Below are 18,059 nucleotides of genomic sequence, written 5' to 3'. Positions count from 1 at the left end.
TTTCCTACAAGGTGCGCCCCAGACGCCGCTCAGCGCTGGTGGAGGTTGGCGGCCGCGTCGCAGGCCACCTGGACCCCGGTCGGGCCCTCATCCGTCTCGATGACCTTGAACTCCACGCGACGGTTCTCTTCATAGGCGGCCCGGTTGCTGGCCGGGTTCACCGGGCACAGCTCGCCGTAACCCGCGCTGCGCAGGCGGTCGCGCGGCACGTTGCGCTGCACCAGCGCCTCCACCACGGAGGCCGCACGGTCCTGCGTCAGCTGCAGGTTGTGGGCGTCGTTGCCGCGCTCGTCGGCGTGACCCTGCACCTCGATGAGCCGGATCTGCGGGTTGCCGATGAGCGTGGCCGCCACGGCGTCCAGGATGGCGAACGAGCGGCTCAGGATCTGGGCGCTGTTCGTCTCGAAGTAGATCTTGTCGAGGATGATGAGCGAGTTGTCGTCGAAGATGACCGACCCCTCGTCCGGGCAGCCGTCCTGGTCCTCGGTGCCGTTGTAGACCTCGGGCTCGTCCGGACACTGGTCGTCGTTGTCCAGGATGCGGTCGTGGTCGTTGTCGAGATCCGGGCAGCCGTCCGCGTCATCGAACGCGTCGATGTCCTCGGGGTCGTTCGGGCACAGGTCCTCGGTGTCGAGGATGCCGTCTTCATCGTTGTCGAGGTCCGGACAGCCGTCGTCGTCCTGGAACTGGTCGCGGTCCTCGGCTTGGTCCGGGCACTGGTCCACGTCGTCGGTGATGCCGTCGCCGTCGCGGTCGCTGTCGTTGCCCTCGGGGCAGCCGTCGTCGTCGTTGTCGCCGTCCTGGTCCTCGGGGATCATCGGGCAGTCGTCAACGTCGTCCAGGATGCCGTCGTTGTCGTTGTCCAGCTCGGGACAGCCGTCTTCGTCCAGGAACTCGTCGAAGTCCTCCGGGTCGTTCGGGCAGTCGTCGATGTCGTCCATGATGCCGTCGCCGTCGCGGTCACCAATGGGCGGCTCGTAGATGAAGGCCAGCATCGCGCGCCACTGCGCCGACTGGAACCCACGCCCGTCCGGGTTGGTGGGGATGCCCGCGCCGCCGCCGAGCATCAGGTAGCTGTGGGACTGCACGAACAGCTTGAAGCCCACCAGCGCCTCGAGCGACAGCGCGCCCCGCGTGCCAATCTCGCTGGCGATCTGGGTGCCGTAGACCTCGGTGACCAGGTCGAGCGTACGGGCGAGACGGAAGCTCGCGCCCGCGCCGAAGGTCATCAGGTCGTCGTAGCGGAGGTTCGTTCCGGAATCGAGGACGTAGTCGGACACGAGACCGTTCGTCATGCCGCGGACGTTGGTCTCTCCATAGATGGGGAAGCTGGCCCCGTCACCGAACACCGCGCGGTAGCCGAACTCGAGCGAGAAGCGGATGCGCGACAGCCCGTTGAAGCTCTGGTCCGGGCTCGTGCGCGCCTCCATGACCACCGAGGGCCACAAGCTGACGCTGGGGTCGCCTGCGAAGCGGCTGTCGTTGCCCGTGGGCAAGCCGATGCGCGCCACCACGGCCAAGCCGACCGGGTCGCGCTCGGCGCGCAGCAGGCGCACCTTGCCGTGGATCGAGATGTCGCCCAGGCCCTGATAGCTGAGGCCTCGGATGGGGTTGCTCGCCGGATCGGCCCAGCCATACGAGCCAGGGATGGAGACGGCTTCGCCGTTCATCACCTGAATGGGCACCTGGATGCCGACCACCGCCCAGTTGGCGATGCCCACGTTGACCAGGATGGTCCCGGTGATGGCCTGGTCGACGATGTGGTCGGTGCGACCCCCCTCCTCGAGGTTGTCGTTAACGCCGCCGTCGAACTGCAGGACGTTGAAGCCCGCGTCCAGCACCAAGCCGAAGCTCAGCCGGTTCTCCGGCATGATGTCGGTGCCGTTGATGGTGAGGTGGCCGCGCGAGTCGATCGCGGGGCGGAACATCTCGAGGTTCATGCCGCCCGTGCGGAGACGGCTCGACTGCGCCGAAGCGAGACTGGGGAGAAGAGACAGCGAAAACAGGGCGACGAGTGCGAGTTGGCGCAACATCAGGCGACTCCTAGGGGGGCTCGAGGGGAGACCTCGGGCGATTATCCACACAACACCACCCCGGGGCAATGTTTCCTACCTGACCGTACAGCACCACGCGCCGAAGACGCGACCCGTCACCGGGCGGGCGCGACGATCAGTTGCCGAGCGCGGCGGAGTAATTGGAGGTGCGACGGTCGTCTGGGTAACGGCTGACGAAGGTCCGCATGTGGCGCCGCGCGGCCTCTTGGTTGCCCATCTGCCGATACGTCTCGATCAACAGCGACAGCGAGGCGGCGCTGCGGGCACGGCCGCCCTCGAGCGCGGCCACCACGCAGGCGTTGTCCCCGGCGCGCATGCACTCGCGCGCGGTGTCCATGGGGTTCTGCTCTTCGGCCGCCGGGTCTGGAGTGGGCGGGGTGGCCTCCTCCGGGTCCCGGCGCACCACGGCTCCGCCAGGCGGGGTGGCGGCTTCGGTGGAGCCAGCGGCCATGCGGCGCTGCGCCACGGTCAGGATGCGCTGGGCGTCCGCCAGCACGGTGCGCGGCACGTCCGGCGTCTGGATGACCATCTGCGCCTGGTTGGCCGCCTCTTCGGGGTTGTCGGCCAGGGCATCACGCGCCAGGGTGACGTGCTGCCGCGCAAACGCGAGCTTGGCGGCGGCGAACTCCGGGGCAGCGCGCAGGTCACTCTCCGCTGAGAGCTGCTCCATGGTGAAGTACGCGGAGTCGATCTCGTTGGCCTCGAGCTGCGCCTTGCCGCGAGCAAACACCTCGAGATCCGCCAGCAGCTGCGCTGCGTAGAGCTTGCACTCTTCGGCGCCTTCGATGCCCGGGGCCAGCTGGAGCGCGCGCTCGGCGCCGGCCAGCGCGGCCTCCAGGTTGCCCGCGTCGAGGCCGTCATGGCAGCTCTCGAGGGCCGCTTGTGCTTCCTGGAGCTCGGCCGCCGTGGGGGCGCGCCGCGGCGGCGGCCCGGCGTCGACTTCGTCCAGCCGGTCAGGGGTGGTCTGCACGGTGGGGCTGGGATCGCCCGCAGGCGCGTTGGAGCCTGGACCGCTGCTGCTCGAGCCCGACGTGGCGATGGCTGCCGCGAGGCCGATGGCCGCACCCAGGATGAGCACGGCGGCGATGATGGGCAGCCCCTCGCGCTCTTCCTCTTCTTCTTCCGCCGGCGCCGATGCGCCCGTGAGCGCAGCGCTCTCGCCGGACTCGAAGGAGAACACCTCGCCCAGCTCCACGTAGCGGAAGCGCACCTGGCCCAGCTCCACGATGTCGCCCTGCTTGAGCGCGGCCTCGAAGACCTCCTGCCCGTTCACCCGCACACCGTTGGCGCTGTCCAGGTCGTGGATGTCGAACGAGACGACCTCACGGTCCCCTTCCGTGCGAATCTTGCGGGTGATCTTGGCGTGCTCGCGCGAGATGGAGCGGTGGTTGACCCACACGTCCATGACCTCTTCGCGGCCGATGCAGATCTCGTCCTTGCTGAGCGCGAACTCCGCGCCAGGCGCCGGCTGACTGAGCATCACCAGCCGGGCGGGCGGAACCAGGTCGTGGGCACCGGACAGGTTGATGTCCAGCTCGCCAGAGGCTACGTCGGTTTGCTCGGATTCGAGCGCGATGCGGTAGTCACCAATGACGATCTGGTCGCCCGCGCCGAGGTCCACTTCGGTCCCCATCCGGGAGCCGTTGACCTTGATTCCGTTGTACGAGCCGATGTCTTCGAGCACGAAGCGCCCGTCCACGCGGGACAAGCGGGCATGCTTGCGCGAGACATTGCGTTCGGTCAGGCGGATCGTGTTCCCCTCTTCGCGGCCGATGGTGATTTCGTCGCGCACGAGCGGAACGACGGTCGTTCGGCCCTCATCATCTGAGATGACGAGTTTGTACATTCCCTAGGGGTCCTGCTGCTCTCGGTTGGCGGCCAATGGCCTGAGCCGGTAAATATCCGGCAATCTCGCGATGGTACTGACGGGGCGCGGGGTGTCAATTCCGATGTCGTCGTGGGGGTCAGAAACTCGCTGGACATGGTCATCCTGGCGGCTTCGTGGCACGAAGGAGCGGTCCATGCGCTGCGTGCCCCAGACCTCCCAGGCACCGACACCCCGCGCGAGCGGCTGGTGGGCGTGCCCCACCGCGCTCGCCATCGGGCTGGTGGTCGGATTGCCGAGCGGTTGCAGCAACGGTCCTCCGCCCGCCCCGGGGACGCTGGATGGCTCGGTCTCGCAGGACGGTGGCCCAGGTGCAGACCAGGCCAGCCCCAACCCCCGCCCCGACGGCGGCCCCCGGCTCCCACCGGCCGAGCGCGAGTTCACGCTGCCCTTCATGGGGCCCACGCTGCAGGTGCCGTTCTCGCTGGTGGCCACCCCTGCGCGCCTCGACGTGCACTTCTCCGTGGACACCACCGGCAGCTTCGGCGCCGAGATCGACGCCATGCAGCGGGACCTCGAGGAGCGCCTCATCCCCGAGATCCGGGCGCGCGTGGCCGATGTGGCCTTCGGCGTGTCCCGCTTCGAAGACTTCCCGGTCGGGATGTTCGGCGACCCCGGCGACACCCCCTTCGAGTTGCTGAGCCCCATCACGACGGATGTGGCCACCGTCCGCGCGGGGGTGAACGCGCTAGACCGGCCTCTCGGCCAGGGCGCCGACATCGCCGAGTCGGGCTACGAGGCGCTCTTCCAGATCGCCACGGGCGCCGGGCTCACCAGCGACGGGGTCGAGTGGGTCACTCCTTATATGGGCACCGGCCTCGGGGGCGTGGGCTTTCGCGAAGGAGCCCTGCACGCCATCGTGCACATCACGGACGCGCCCTCCCACGTGCCGGAAGACTACGCAGCAGTCGGGCTGAGCACCCACGGCGAGGCAGACGTCGGAACCGCGCTGGCCCAGCTGCCCGCGTTCCTGCTGGCCGCCGTCGGCTCGTCGGTCGCCCGCGAGTCGCTCCGCGATCTGGTGGTGGGCAGCGGTGCCGTCGTCCCGCCGACGGGGGGGGCTTGCCGCACGGGGCTGAACGGCGCCACGCGTCCGCCCGAAGCCGGCCAGTGCCCGCTCATCTTCGACATCGCCACCGACGGCACCGGCCTCTCGGACGTGATTGTGGACGCCATCACGGACTTGGTGGAGACGCTGAGCTATGGCGAGGTGAGCGCCGAGTTCGACACCGATCGCCTGGGGTTCATCGAGTCGTTCGAGGCTACCTCGGCCACCACCCTGCCCGGCGTGGACCAACCCACGCGGGTGGACACCGCCCCCATGGACGGCGTGTTCGACACCTTCGAGGATGTCCGGGGCGGCACCGAGCTGTTGTTCACGTTGGGGCTGCGCAACGTGCTGCTGACCGAGCAGGACTACGAGCAGGTCTTTCGCATCACCATTCGTGTCGTCGGAGACGGCGTGGTCCTCATCGAGGAGACGCTGCGGGTGATCGTGCCGGCTGCCACGCCCATCCCGGCGGGAGACGCTGGGCCGTGACCACCCGGCCGTTCGTCTTCGCCGCGCTGCGGGTGCTCGTTCTGGCTCTGGTGACGGGGCTCGTGGGGATGGGGCTGCTGCTGAGCCTGTCCGTGGGCGGGTGCAGCATGTTCGGCGGCAGCGACGAGGTGGGCGGAATCCTGGTGCGCTTGGGCTACTCGGAGACCAGCGGGCTGCGCGTGGCCGAGGTGCCGGCGGGCCCGGCCATGCGCGCCGGGCTGCGCGAGGACGACCGCATCACGCGCATCGACGGCGACGACGTGTCCCGCATGCCCATGCGCGAGATCGTGGAGCGCCTGCGCGGCCCCATCGGCAGCACGGTCGAGATCGAGGTCGTCCGCGACGGGGAGTTCCAGACCTTCACGGTGGAACGCTCCGCCTATCAGCGGGACTGACGGGCGCGGGCGGTTGCCCAGGGCGCAGGTGGGTTCTACAACCGCGCGATGTCCACCATGCGAACCCTCGGCGTGCTCGGCGGCAGCGGGCTGTACGAGCTGGAAGGCCTCGAGAAGGTCGAAGAGCTGCGCATGGAGACGCCCTTCGGATCACCCAGCGACGTGCTGGTGTCGGGCATGCTGGGTGGCACGCGGTTGATCTTCCTGCCGCGCCACGGCCGGGGCCACCGCATCCCGCCGCACCGCATCAACTACAGGGCGAACATCCTGGCGCTGAAGATGGCCGGCGCCGAGCAGCTGCTCAGCGTGTCCGCCGTGGGCTCCATGAAGGAAGCCATCGAGCCGGGGCACTTGGTGGTGGTGGACGACTTCATCGACCGCACGCGGCACCGCACCGACACGTTCTTCGACGACGACGGCGTGGTGGCGCACGTCAGCTTCGCCGAGCCCATCGACGCCGCGCTGGCCGGCGCCGTGCATGCGGCCTGCGAGCGCAGCGGCGCGACCGTCCACCGGGGTGGCACCTACCTGTGCATGGAGGGGCCGCAGTTCTCCACGCGGGCCGAGTCCCTGCTCTACCGCTCGTGGGGCGTGGACGTCATCGGGATGACCAACATGCCCGAGTGCCGCCTGGCCCGAGAAGCCGAGCTGCCCTACGCCACGCTGGCGCTGGCCACCGACTACGACTGCTGGCACCAGGGCCACGACGCCGTGACGCTCGAGGGCGTGCTGGCCGTCATGCACCAGAACGTGGCGCTCGCGAAGCGCGTGATCCGCGAGCTGGCCACCCAGCTGCCCGATCCACGGCTCAGTCCGGCGACCTCGGCGATGGCCACCGCCATCATCACGGATCGCACCACGATCAGCGCCGCTGCGCGCCAGAAGCTCGCGCCCTTGGTGGGCCGCTACCTCTAACCCCCCGACGGTTCGCCGTCACTCACTGCTCGGTCCACTCATGTCGCCCATCCTCGTCGTCGGTTCCGTGGCGTTCGACACGCTACACAACGCCCAAGGCTCCTTCCCGCGCGTGCTCGGGGGGTCGGCCGTCTACGCCTCCATCTGCGCCTCGCTGCTGAGCCAGGTGCGCCTGGTCGGCGTGGTCGGCAACGACTACCCGGAGAGCGCCACCAGCATGTTGAGCGGCCGCGGCATCGACCTGACCGGCCTCGAAGTGGCCGCGGGAGAGACCTTCCACTGGGAGGGCCGCTACACGGACGACCTCACCAGCCGCGAGAGCATCCGCACGGAGCTCAACGTCTTCGCCGAGTTCCAGCCGAAGATCCCCCCGGCCTTCGCGGAGAGCCCGTTCGTGATGCTGGCCAACATCCAACCGGACCTGCAGATCTCCGTGCTGGACCAGATCCGGGCGCCCCGGCTGGTGGTGGCCGACACCATGAACCTGTGGATCGACATCGCCCGCCCGGCGCTCGAGCGGCTGCTGAAGCGGGTGGACGTGCTCATCATCAATGAAGAGGAGGCGCGCCAGCTCACCGGGAGGCACCACCTGGTGGAGGTCCAGCGGGCGCTCTTGGAGCTGGGGCCCACCACCGTGATCGTGAAGCAGGGCGAGTACGGCGCCTGGCTGTTCCAGCCCGGCATCGCATTCCATGCGCCCGCTTTCCCGCTCGAGTCCGTGGTGGATCCCACGGGCGCCGGCGACTCGTTCGCGGGCGGCTTCCTCGGTTACCTGGCGCGCGAGAACGACATCACCCTACCCACCCTGCGGCGTGCGGTGGTGGTCGGGTCGGCGCTGGCCTCGTACTGCGTGGAGGGCATCGGGCCCAGCCGGCTGGTGGAGGTCACCATGGCCGACGTGGACGCGCGGGTGGCTGCGTTCGGCGACCTGGTCCGCGTCTGACGGCACAAAGTGCCTCCTCATGCGAGATGCTTGTTCCCTGATGCCATCATCGGGTATCATGTCGGCCAGATCCTTACTCGTCGCGTGGCGCCTCTGGCCCACGAGGCATGATTTATCGACGCTCAAGACAAGACGGTGAGCCGAGTGTTCAAGAAAATGCGTGTATTTGGCCTGCTGATGGCATGGCCTCTGGTGCTTTCGGTGGCGGGTTGCGACTGCGACGAGGGTCGCGCGGCGGACGCTGGTCCTCGCGATGATTCCATGGTCCTCCCCTGCCCTGGAACCGACGGAACCAGTATCGACTGCGACGTGAACGCGAACACGTGCTGCGTGAACAGTGCGGGCGCTCCCCTGTGTGTGCCCAACCCCTTCTGCGGCTCGCCGTTCCTTTGCGACTCTCTCGAGACCCCCACCACAGCGAACAACTGCACGTTCAGCGCGCCGCTCGATCCGGGTCAGCTGGCCACGCACTTGGACGTGGCGGCTGCGGCCGACGAGACCGTCATGCTCAGCGGCTACGCGCCGGGGCGCGCCACGCGCACGCGCTATGGCGATCTGGTCATCGGGCTCGTGTCCAACGGTGAGGTCGAGTGGTCGATCGTGGACGGCGTCCCTGCGGGCCCTCCTGTCGTCAGCAACGACATCAACCCCGACCCCGACGGCTGGCGTGGCGGCATCACCGCAGCCGGCGACAACGTGGGTGAGTTCAACTCCATCGCGTTCAGCCCTGCCGGCGTGGTCGCCGTCAGCTACTACGACCGCACCAACGGCGACGTGAAGTTCGCCTACAGCCGCGACGGCGGGACCACTTGGTCCATCCAGACCGTCTTCACCGACGGCGACTCCGGCCGCTACAGCTCGCTGGCCTTCATGGTCGACGGCCGTCCGGCCATCTCGTACCTCTCCATGATGCCGTCGGAGGATCCGATGCAGCCGCCGCGCAGCCTCGTGCGCGTCTCGGTGTCTGCGGTGCCGCTCACGGCCGACCAGGCGCCTGCCGCTGGCACGGACTGGGTCACGTACCCCGTTGTGGCTGAGCCCGGCACGGCCATGGCTTGCCGCTCGGACCTGTGTGGCGGAGGCCTCCTCTGCCGGGTGACCGGCGCGTGCGCCACGGAGTCTGCTGACGCGGACGTGGACTGCAGCCACGTGGACGAGGACGCCGTCACGCAAGTGGGCTGCCCCGGCACGTCCTGCGTGGCCGTTCCAGTTTCCATGACGGCCCCCACGGGCTTCGAGTGCGCGGAGATCATCGAGGACGACTTCATCGAGGACTCCCCCGAGGCCAACGGTCTCTACACCTCGCTGCGAGCCACCAACACCGGCCTCGCGCTGGTCTGGCACGACCGCGTGCGCCGTACCCTCATGGGTAGCGCCTTCGACGCGACCACCAGCGCCTGGCGCGCCCCCTTCCGCATCGACGGGTTCGACGCGGTGGGCTCGGGCGACGCGGGCTACAACGCCGACCTCTTCATCGACGCGGCCGGCAACTGGCACGTCGCCTACGTGGACGGTGCCTTCGAGGAGCTGCGCCACGTGGCCATCGACGGAACCACCATCGTCAACGCCAACCCCACGCTGGTTCGCAGCCGGGTGGACGACGGAACGCGCCCCCCGCGCGAGCGCAGCATCGTGGGCTCCGACGCCGACATCGTGGTGCTCAACAGCGGCGAAGTCCGCATCGTGTACCAAGACTCCACGCAGGCGGAGGCGCTGGTCGCCATCCGCGAGGCAGGCCAGGGCAGCTGGCTGCTCCAGGGTGGCAACGCGGGTGACCCGCTCGACACCGAGGACTCCACCGGCTTCTGGACCTGCCAGACGCTCATCGGCGACACGTCGCACATGGCCACCTGGTGGTTCAACATCACCGAGAGCGTGAACGGCACCCGCGTGTTCACCCTGCCCTGAGCCTCGCGCTCTCTCCATCGGACAGGCCACCCTCGCGGTGGCCTTTTCGTTTCCGTCACTCGAGTGCGCCGAGTACCCCGTCGCAGTGACTCTGACAGGTTGGCGGCGGCGCCCGGACGCCTCATCCACGTGAACGTGGTTGTTGCGGCGACCGGCACGGGTCTTCGCGGCGGGGGGACCGCGGCCATTTCTGGCCGACTCTGGCTGGTGAGGAATCGGGGCTGTTTCGGAATGGCGCCCCGGCTTGACCGGGGGCGGACCTTGGCCTCGCTCCGAACCTCCCCTGCTGGGGCAGGAGTTGGCCAGGCGGCGGGAGTGGCTGCCCCGGGTCAACCCGGAGCCCAAAGTCCAGAAACGCCGGCCCGTCCCGGAGAGCCGACCCGCCCCGACTGGCCTCGGTGACCACTGACCGACTTGTGATGAGTCGCCCGCCGACAACGTTCACGACAACGCCCACGTGCGGCAGCGTGGACCAGTCAGCATCACCGCGACGAGGTACTAGCCGCTTTTTTGACAGCGGCGCCCGACTTCAGGCAGCAGTGGGGAACGCGCCAATAGGTTGATGCGCGACAGGAGGTCCGCCATGACGACAGACGAGCTCAAGGACACGCTTCGCGGGATGCTTCGAGACATGTTGCAGGCGCGCTTCGAGGGTGGCCGCTACGCCGACCTGGCCCGCGCCCACGGCTACGCCGACGGCTACATGCGGGCGCTGCTGGACACGGGCCTGGTGGACCAGGCCGAGCTGTTGCAGCTGGTGAGCCGTGAGCGCCGCCGCTTCGTGGACGAGGCGCCGGCCGCGCACAGCGCCGTGGCCTGAAAGCCCGCAAGCTCCCCCTCGGGGCCCCAGAAAGCAAAACGCCAGCGCCTCCGTGAGGAGAGCGCCGGCGGTGCCGGGAGCGGGACTCGAACCCGCAAGATGTCACCATCGAGCGATTTTAAGTCGCCTGCGTCTGCCGTTTCGCCATCCCGGCGGAGACGTGGTGGTCAGTTGGCGAGCTCGTCGATGTGACGCGGCATCATGGGGCCCGGGCGCTCCTTGGCCATGTCGGTCATGCGGTTCTGAGCGTCCACCAGGACGACCTTGGGCGTGTGCTCGCGCGCCTCTTCGTCGGTCATCTCGCCGAACGTGGCGATGATGGCGATGTCGCCGGGGCGCATGAGGTGGGCGGCTGCGCCGTTGACGCAGATGACGCCGGAGTCACGAGGGCCACGCAGCGCGTAGGTGGCCAGGCGCGTGCCGCGCGTGACGTTCCAGATGTGGACCTCCTCGTGCTCGAGGATACCGGCGGCCTCCAGCAGCCGCTCGTCCACCGTCACGCTACCTTCGTAGTCGAGATCGGCGTGCGTCACGGTGGCCCGGTGGATCTTCCCGAGAAACATGCGTCGGCGCATCTGCGTTCCTTTCTGATGACCGTGGCGTCCTCTTGGGTACACCCGGTGCGAGTACAGTAGCGGTCGTGGGACGCGCCCGCAAGGGGCGAGATTCAAGGCCGCCGCATGACCACCCGCGGGACGGGCAAGCGGTCGCGGGCGCAGGTGGGGTCTGCCTCCTCGCAGGTGCGCAGCATGTGCGGCGCCTCGTCGGGCACCCGGTAGGTCAGCGATGCATCGCGCGCCTCTCGCGCGTGGGCGTGTCCGTCCGGCAGGGAGAGCGCCTGCGTGCGGAGCATGTCGGCGTCGCGCGGGGCGCGGGCGAGGCCTTGTCGGCTGGCCAGCACGGCCTGCTCATCCTGCCGAGCGCTGCCGAGCGCGCGGGTCCACTCGCGGAGCGCGATGGTGTCGCCTGGCGAGAGCCGCACCACCTCCCCAAACGCAGCGGCGGCCTCGGGCCAGCGCCAGACCTGCGCCAGCGCCCGTCCGCGCGAGCGGTGCGTGGCGGGGTGGTCGGGCGACAGGCGCTCGGCGCTGGCCGCCTCACGCAGGGCTTCGTCTGTGCGGCCCTGAGCGCCGGCCACCCGTGCCCGCAGCAGATGGATGGCCGCGCGCCTTCGCGGGTTGCCTGCGGCACCCAAGGCCCGTTGAGCCGCGTCCAGGCTGGCGCGCGCGTCGTCCAAGTGCTCTTGCAGCTCGCGGGACAGCCCGAGAGCGTGGTCGAAGAAGCGCTCGGCGAGGGGCGCGGTGGCGCCGCCCTCCCCCGCTCGCGCGGTGCTGCCCGCACCGAAGAACACCACGGCCCGCGCGAGGTTGGTGATGGGCTCGGGCGTGCACGGGTCCACGCCATCTGGCGAGAGGGCGCGGAACGCCTGCCCGGCCTCGGTGCGCGACGCCTCGCAGGCGATGCGCGAGAACTCCATGGGGTGCCGCCGGTGGCGCAGCAGCGCCTCCACCCGCAGGGGCCAGGCCGCGCGGCTCAGCTCGGGCAGCGTGACCTCGTAGCGCACCACCGTGGCGTCGCGCGCGGCGAGCGAGCGGTCGAAGCCTGCCACCACGAAGTCGTGCACGTCGTGCAGCTCTTCCGGGAGGGCCTGCGCGTCCAGCGGCACGGCGCGCAGCCCGAAGGCGGTGGGGTCGTCGCCGCTCTCGGCGTGCTGCGTGCCGGCCTCCGCCACCAGCGCGCCCGAGGCGTCCACGATGCGCAGCTCCACGAAGGTGTCCTGGAGGTCGCGGGTGCCACCCGGAAAGCGGTGACCCACGCCCAGGTTGCGGATGACCACGTCCAGCGTGACGCGCGAGCCCGAGCGCGCCGGAGAGCCCTCGAGCGGCAGGCGGCGCCGCCCATCCACGCTGCCCGCTGGAATGTCGATGCGCACCACGTCCTGCAGGCGCGCCCGGACGGCCGCGTGCTGCGCCGGATCGGTGGTCAGGCTCAGGTGTGCGCCGGCGAAGCGGTGCGACGGCACGCTGCCGTTGTCGGCCGCCATGTCGTGCGTGGCGGGCTCGCGCTGCATGTGACAGCCCCGGCAGGTGCTGGGCTCGACGTCGGCCTCGAGGCTGTCGCCGTGGGCCCCGCCGAACGCCGACGTACCGAACGCGCCCAGGTCGTCGATGCCGTTGAAGTGGTGCGGACTGCCAATCTCGTGGCCCGCGAACGAGCGATGACACGAGCCACACAGCACCGTGCTGCGCAGCACGTCGGTGCCCACGCGCGCGCGGTGGGCGGCCACCTGCACAGGGTCGGCCGGGTCGGGCAGGGGGATGGGCTCGGCGCTCCACACGTAGCTGCCGTTGCCGTCGGCGCGCGCCTCGGTCACCCCGTGGCAGAGCCGGCAGGGGATGCCCGCGCTGGCGCGCTCGTCGGCCGGGATGGTGGGCTGGTCGATGACGCCGGAAAGCAGCAGCGCCGGGTCGTGGCATCCCGCGCAGAAGCGGCTGGCTTCTTCGCCGCGCGCCGCCCGGAAGCGCTCGATGGAGGCGCGGTAGAACGGGTTGTCGAAGCTGGAGCGGGCGTGTGCGCTGCTGGCCCACGAGGCCGCGATCTCCTGGTGGCAGGCCGCGCAGTCCTCGGTGCGCATGAACTCGGCCAGGGCGTCGGGCGAGAGCGGCACGCTGCCGTGCACCTCCACGTGCGACGGGCCGAGGGCACCTGGGGGGCGTGGCAGCGAGACGCCCGCGTCGGGGCGCGCGGACACGAGTGGCGCCGCTGCCGGCGCGGCAGGAGGCTCGTCGGCGAGCGCCTCGGGACGCTCCGCCTCGGGGTCGGGGGCACCGCACGCCAGCAGGGTCAGCCAGAGAAACACGCTCGGGAGCGCGGCGCGGGGCAGCGAAGAAGAAAGGCGCATGCAGAGACCTCGACCCGTCAACGCAGAAGCGCCTTGGTCGCTTACGCCCCCCGAGGGGGAGACACGCCTCACGCTCGGCGGAGCGGCCCGCGGTGCGGCAGCAGCACCCGTGAGTGGCGCGTGCTCACGGCCGCGCGCCCGCACGTGGCCTCGTGGTGGACGGGCGCGTGTTCCGCCCAGCAGGTGCCTCGGCCGTCAGCGTGGCCAGCTGCTCTTCGATGCGGCGCACACGCGCCTCGACGACCCGGTCCCAGGTGGCCGGCGTCTCCACCTCGGCCAGGTAGGTCTGGAACGACCGCAGCGCGCGCCGCAGCGCGGTGAGCCGCTCCTCGTGGTCGCCCGCGGTCTCGGCCATGGCCAGCGCGCCGAGGCCCTCGTACCAGTGGATCTCGCTCTCGGGCTCGAAGAAGACGCCGTTGGTGCGCAGGAGGGCCATGGTCCCACCGCTGGCGTTCAGCGCGGCGCCCGCGCGCTCGACCGCCGCGCTGCCCTCCCCCAACCGGTCGCTGGCCACGGCGCTGCCCCACAGCGCCAGCGCCAGGCTCAGCGAGTCGCCGCTGTACTGGCGCGCGATCTCGGCGGCGCGCTCGTAGTGGCGGAGCGCCAGCGCGGCGTCACCGTTGAGCATGATGACCTCGGCCATGTTGGCGTGCGCCGACACCGTGGAGCGCGGGTCGAACGCCCGGAGGATGCCGCGCTCGTACTCGTCTACGGCGCGCCCGTACTGGCGCAGGCGCGTGTACAAGAGGCCCAGCTCGAAGGCCACGGACTCCGCCTCGTAGTCCTCGTCCAGCGCGCGGAGCTGCTCGTACAGCGCGATGGCCTCGCGGATGGCCGCGCCCGCGTCCGGCTGACGTTGCACCAGTTGGCGCTGCGAGCTGGCGAACGCGAGGAAGTACAGCACGTCGAGGTCTGCCGGAGCCCGCTCGTGAGCACGGCGCAGGCGCGCCACGGCGCCCCCGAGAGCGGCCTCGCGCTGCGACGGGTCATCGCTGCGGAGCGCCTGGGTCAGCTGCCGGAGGCCGTGCCGCAGCAGCGTGCTGGCGCGCCGCACGCCCGGTGTCTGCACCTCGCGCCAGAAGTCGCTGACCGTGACCTGCGCGCGGCTGGGCTGGCGCTGGGCGGCCGCTGGCGTGCCCAGGGCCCCGAGCGCCAGCGCAACGAACACCACCGCCCCAGCGCAGCGCGACCGCTTCCGGATCATCGCGGGCCCCGCCGTGGACCCCGTGCCGGCGCGGGGCTCGGGGTGCCTTCCACGCGAGCGCGAGCGGCCGTGAGCCACTCTGGGAACACCGTGCCCTCTTGGGCCTCGGCATAGGCCGCGCGGGCCGCCGCCGCATCGCCCCCCACCTCGGCCACCAGGGCGGTGCGCGACGCTCGCTCCGAGCGAGGCACGGGCAGCCCCGCGATGAGCTGGTCCACCGGGCCGGGCGCCACGGCGCGACGCAGCAGCAGCTGGGCCTCGGCGTGCTGCCCGCGGCGATGCAGCGCGAGGCCCAGGCCCAAGATGGTGCGCGAGTCGGCCGGGCCGCTCTTCAGCGCCACGCGGTAGGCACGCGCCGCCTCGTCCAGGTGGTCGGGCCCGAGCGACTGCGCCACGTCGCCCAGCAGGGTGTAGAGCTGCCGGCGCATGTGCGTGGGCGCCATGGTGGCGAGCGTGCGCCGCAGCACGCGTGCCGCGAGCGCGTGCTCCCCCCCGGTGGCCAGCAGCAGCGCCACGCGCGCGCCCCACACCGGGTCGTCATACACGGCTTCGTTCAGCGAGAGCGCCAGCGTGGCCTCGCTGGTCATGCCCGGCACGTCGCCGCTCTCCGCCAGCGCGATGGCGCGCAGCGCGTGAGCCTCGGGCTCGTTGGGCAGCGCCTGGATGGCGGCCGCCGTGGCGTCGAGCGCGTCGGCCGTGCGGCGCGCCGACAAGGCCGTCTCCGCGCGGCGGACATGCGCGCGGTAGGCGGAGTGCCCCGGCTGCCGCACCTCGTCCCAGAAGTCACCGGCCACGGCACGGGCCGGGTGCACGACCGCCGGCCCCAGCAGCGCGAGGGCCAGCGACCCCGCGAGGATGGCCCATGGGGCCCGTGGTGTGCTGCCGCTCATCTCGCCGCCAATGTAGCAGGCTGAGCCGGAATGCGCGCTGCATCACGCGCCCAGACTTGGTACGGTGGGCCCATGGGAAAGAGCCGCCCGAAGAAGTCCGGTACACCGAAGAAGCGCGAAGCGAGGCACCACGCGGCCACCCCCGTCAGCGCACCCGAGCGGGCGGACGAGCCCATCGAAGGCGTGAACGGGATGATGTCCGGCATGGTGGGCGGCTTCAAACGCGCCATCGGCGCCGAGCGGCCCGCCCAGAAGACCTGGATCGACGGCGCCCTCTTGTGGGTGCTCTTCGCGTTGGTGCTGGGCGTGGTGGCCTGGCGCTACTGGGGCTGACAAGCGCCACTGCGCGGGCTGGCTAGAACGCGCGCGTCTGGCCCTGGTGACGCAGCCAGTGGTCCGCCAGCACGATGGCCACCATGGCCTCGGCCATGGGCACGAAGCGCGGCAGCAGACACGGGTCATGGCGGCCGCGCGTGGCGATGGTGGCGGCCTGGCCGTCGCGCCGCACCGTCTCCTGCTCGCGCGAGAGGCTGCTAGTGGGCTTCACCACCGCCCGCAGCACGATGGGCATGCCGCTACTGATGCCGCCCAGCATGCCGCCGTGGCGGTTGGTGCGGGTGCGCGTGACGTCTCCCTCGCGCACGAAGGTGTCGTTGTTTTCGGAGCCGCGCATGGTGGCCGCGCGGAAGCCGATGCCGTACTCCACGCCCAGCACCGCCGGCAGCGAGAACAGCGCCGCGCCGAGGTCGGCCTTGAGCTTGCCGAAGGCGGGCTCGCCGAGGCCCGCGGGCACGTTGCGCGCCACGACCTCGGCCACGCCGCCGATGCTGTCTTGGTCTTTGCGGACCGCCTGGATGAGCTCCACCATCTGGGCACTCACTGCAGCGTCGGGGCAGCGCGTGATGTTGGGGCTGCCGTCGGGCAGCTGCTCCACCGCGTCGAGCGTGACCGTGTCCGGGTCCACCTGGGCCACCAGGTCACCCACCTGCACCACGTAGCCCAGCACCTCGCCGCCGAACGCGCGCGCGATGAGCTTCTTGGCGATGACCCCAGCCGCCACACGGGCCACCGTCTCGCGCGCGCTGCTGCGCCCGCCACCGCGGTAGTCACGCGCGCCGTACTTGGCGTCGAACGTGAAGTCGGCGTGGCCGGGGCGATAGAGGTCCGCGATGTCCGAGTAGTCCCGGCTGCGCTGGTCCTCATTGCGCACCAGGATGGCGATGGACGTGCCCGTGGTGAGGCCCTCGAACACGCCCGCCAGGATCTCGGGGGTGTCCGACTCCTTGCGCTGCGTGACGATCTTGCTCTGACCCGGCTTGCGCCGGTCGAGGTCCACCAACAGGTCGTCTACGCTGAGCGGGATGCCCGGCGGGCAGCCATCCACGATGACGACATTGCCCGGCCCGTGGCTCTCGCCAGCCGTGGTGATGCGGAACGCCTGGCCGAAGCTGTTGCCCGCCACTCAGCCCTCCGAAGCCTGGGGCGCGAGGTCGCCCGCGAGCGGATGACGCGCGCAGACGTGCCCCACGAAGAAGGGCCCCATCTGCGAGATGTACGTGGAGGTCTGCTTGGTGCCGCGCATGGTCTGCACCACGTGCGAGAGCGGGTGCAGCGTCTTGCCCACCAGGCCGATCACGAACTCGTTGTCGTTGGTGTCGAGGCCGTGGCACGCGAGGCGCACGTCATGGGCCAGGTCGGCGCCGCCGTAAGCGCGACCGATGGTGGCGTGCTCGCGCAGGATCTCACCCTTCTCGCGACCGGGAAGCAGCTCGAACGCGCCGCTGCGGCGCAGCGGATACCACACGGCCCAGTCCCAGCCGTCGTGCTGCACGGTGTGCCGCGGGCGGTCCAGGATCCAGTGGCCCAGGTCCTGCTCGTAGCCGCTGCTGTAAGTGCGGCCCAGCATGGTGAACTCGGGCCGCAGGGTGAGCGCCGAGAGCTGCGACTGAGCGAGCGCAGGGCGCACGTGGGTCACGAACTGCGTGGCGTCTTCGCTGTAGGTGAGCACGGCCAGGCCGCGCGGGTCGTTGACGTCCTCGTAGACCACCGCCCCGACGCCACAGCCCGCGAGCGCCGAGGACAGCAGCATGGTCAGCTGCGCAAGGTCGGCCCCCTCGCGCGCGTGGAACACCAGCAGCTGCATGTAGAGCCGCCGGTCCATGGTCTGCGGCACTCCGTCGATGCTGGCGCCCTTCTCGAACACGTCGATGTTGGGCAGCGCCGCCTCACGCGGGCGACCCGGCTCGGCGGCAGGAGGGCGGAGGGACGGGTTGAAGCTGTCGGGGTCGGACATCCCGGCGAGCATAGCCCGCATCGGTCGGGACGGTAGTCCTCTTCAGCGCGCTTTGGCCCGGGCGTCGCCCCGCGCGCGCCGCCGCTCGGCGAGGACCGCGACCACCACGGCGCGCACCGCACGCTCGTCCAAGCCCACGATGCCGCTCGCGTGATCGGCGAGGCAATTGAGGCCCAGCTCCATGAGGCGCCGGCGCTCGAGCGGGAACGGGATGTGCCCTTGATAGACGAAGCGGATGAACGTCTCGAGGTCTTCGTCCGGGACCAGGGTCAGGCCGATGGCAGACTGCATGGCGGAGTCAACTCTCTCT

General features: G+C 70.6%; 16 protein-coding genes and 1 tRNA gene. 7 read left to right on the top strand and 10 right to left on the bottom strand.

Features of this window, described 5'->3' with window-relative positions; genetic code table 11:
- Nucleotides 1–29: 29 nt before the first annotated feature.
- Nucleotides 30–2,033 (bottom strand): OmpA family protein, encoded by a 2,004-nt coding sequence (locus tag IPI43_16035; GenBank protein MBK7775618.1) that lies wholly within the window; start codon nucleotides 2,031–2,033, stop codon nucleotides 30–32.
- Between the two features lie 136 nt (nucleotides 2,034–2,169).
- Nucleotides 2,170–3,846 (bottom strand): FHA domain-containing protein, encoded by a 1,677-nt coding sequence (locus IPI43_16030; protein MBK7775617.1) that lies wholly within the window; start codon nucleotides 3,844–3,846, stop codon nucleotides 2,170–2,172.
- A gap of 229 nt (nucleotides 3,847–4,075) precedes the next feature.
- Here IPI43_16030 and IPI43_16025 point away from each other — a divergent pair, with 229 nt between their 5' ends.
- The 6 genes from IPI43_16025 (at nucleotide 4,076) to IPI43_16000 (ending at nucleotide 10,460) form a co-directional block, all read left to right on the top strand.
- Entirely contained in the window at nucleotides 4,076–5,479 is a 1,404-nt protein-coding gene (locus tag IPI43_16025) for a hypothetical protein (protein ID MBK7775616.1), read from the top strand.
- Nucleotides 5,476–5,874, top strand: coding sequence for a PDZ domain-containing protein (locus IPI43_16020; protein ID MBK7775615.1), 399 nt, complete (start codon nucleotides 5,476–5,478; stop codon nucleotides 5,872–5,874). The genes IPI43_16025 and IPI43_16020 overlap by 4 nt, the downstream gene beginning before the upstream one ends.
- Before the next feature lie 57 nt (nucleotides 5,875–5,931).
- A complete protein-coding gene (mtnP, locus tag IPI43_16015; protein ID MBK7775614.1) occupies nucleotides 5,932–6,789 on the top strand; it encodes an S-methyl-5'-thioadenosine phosphorylase in 858 nt (285 codons plus the stop codon).
- Between the two features lie 40 nt (nucleotides 6,790–6,829).
- Complete coding sequence (locus IPI43_16010; protein ID MBK7775613.1) at nucleotides 6,830–7,732, top strand: sugar kinase; 903 nt, start codon at nucleotides 6,830–6,832, stop codon at nucleotides 7,730–7,732.
- A 309-nt stretch (nucleotides 7,733–8,041) separates the two neighbouring features.
- Entirely contained in the window at nucleotides 8,042–9,640 is a 1,599-nt protein-coding gene (locus IPI43_16005) for a hypothetical protein (protein ID MBK7775612.1), read from the top strand.
- Nucleotides 9,641–10,223: 583 nt separating this feature from the next.
- The gene (locus IPI43_16000) at nucleotides 10,224–10,460 is read left to right on the top strand and encodes a hypothetical protein (GenBank protein ID MBK7775611.1); all 237 of its coding nucleotides are present in this window, start codon (nucleotides 10,224–10,226) and stop codon (nucleotides 10,458–10,460) included.
- 71 nt (nucleotides 10,461–10,531) lie between these two features.
- Here IPI43_16000 and IPI43_15995 read toward each other — a convergent pair.
- From IPI43_15995 to IPI43_15975, 5 genes are all read right to left on the bottom strand, one after another.
- A tRNA-Leu gene (locus IPI43_15995) sits at nucleotides 10,532–10,614 on the bottom strand.
- A 13-nt stretch (nucleotides 10,615–10,627) separates the two neighbouring features.
- Nucleotides 10,628–11,035: an aspartate 1-decarboxylase gene (locus tag IPI43_15990; GenBank protein MBK7775610.1), complete on the bottom strand. Its 408-nt coding sequence runs from the start codon at nucleotides 11,033–11,035 to the stop codon at nucleotides 10,628–10,630.
- Nucleotides 11,036–11,127: 92 nt separating this feature from the next.
- Nucleotides 11,128–13,362, bottom strand: coding sequence for a tetratricopeptide repeat protein (locus tag IPI43_15985; protein ID MBK7775609.1), 2,235 nt, complete (start codon nucleotides 13,360–13,362; stop codon nucleotides 11,128–11,130).
- 124 nt (nucleotides 13,363–13,486) lie between these two features.
- Nucleotides 13,487–14,566 carry a hypothetical protein gene (locus IPI43_15980; GenBank protein ID MBK7775608.1) on the bottom strand — a complete coding sequence of 360 codons (1,080 nt, stop codon included), beginning with the start codon at nucleotides 14,564–14,566 and terminating at the stop codon, nucleotides 13,487–13,489.
- Nucleotides 14,563–15,456 carry a hypothetical protein gene (locus IPI43_15975; GenBank protein ID MBK7775607.1) on the bottom strand — a complete coding sequence of 298 codons (894 nt, stop codon included), beginning with the start codon at nucleotides 15,454–15,456 and terminating at the stop codon, nucleotides 14,563–14,565. Before IPI43_15975 ends, IPI43_15980 begins: the two co-directional genes overlap by 4 nt.
- A gap of 72 nt (nucleotides 15,457–15,528) precedes the next feature.
- Here IPI43_15975 and IPI43_15970 point away from each other — a divergent pair, with 72 nt between their 5' ends.
- Complete coding sequence (locus tag IPI43_15970) at nucleotides 15,529–15,789, top strand: hypothetical protein (GenBank protein ID MBK7775606.1); 261 nt, start codon at nucleotides 15,529–15,531, stop codon at nucleotides 15,787–15,789.
- 22 nt (nucleotides 15,790–15,811) lie between these two features.
- Here the strand turns inward: IPI43_15970 and aroC are convergent, their stop codons facing one another.
- The 3 genes from aroC to IPI43_15955 are packed head-to-tail and all read right to left on the bottom strand — an operon-like array spanning nucleotide 15,812 to nucleotide 18,040.
- Nucleotides 15,812–16,918 (bottom strand): chorismate synthase, encoded by a 1,107-nt coding sequence (aroC, locus tag IPI43_15965; protein ID MBK7775605.1) that lies wholly within the window; start codon nucleotides 16,916–16,918, stop codon nucleotides 15,812–15,814.
- Nucleotides 16,919–17,749 (bottom strand): chlorite dismutase family protein, encoded by an 831-nt coding sequence (locus IPI43_15960; protein MBK7775604.1) that lies wholly within the window; start codon nucleotides 17,747–17,749, stop codon nucleotides 16,919–16,921.
- A gap of 42 nt (nucleotides 17,750–17,791) precedes the next feature.
- Nucleotides 17,792–18,040, bottom strand: coding sequence for a hypothetical protein (locus IPI43_15955; protein ID MBK7775603.1), 249 nt, complete (start codon nucleotides 18,038–18,040; stop codon nucleotides 17,792–17,794).
- Nucleotides 18,041–18,059 lie beyond the last annotated feature (19 nt).

The organism is Sandaracinaceae bacterium, from assembly GCA_016706685.1.
Classification (GTDB): Bacteria; Myxococcota_A; Polyangia; order Polyangiales; family Houyiibacteriaceae; genus JADJJE01.
This window is presented reverse-complemented; position numbering and strand designations above follow the sequence as displayed.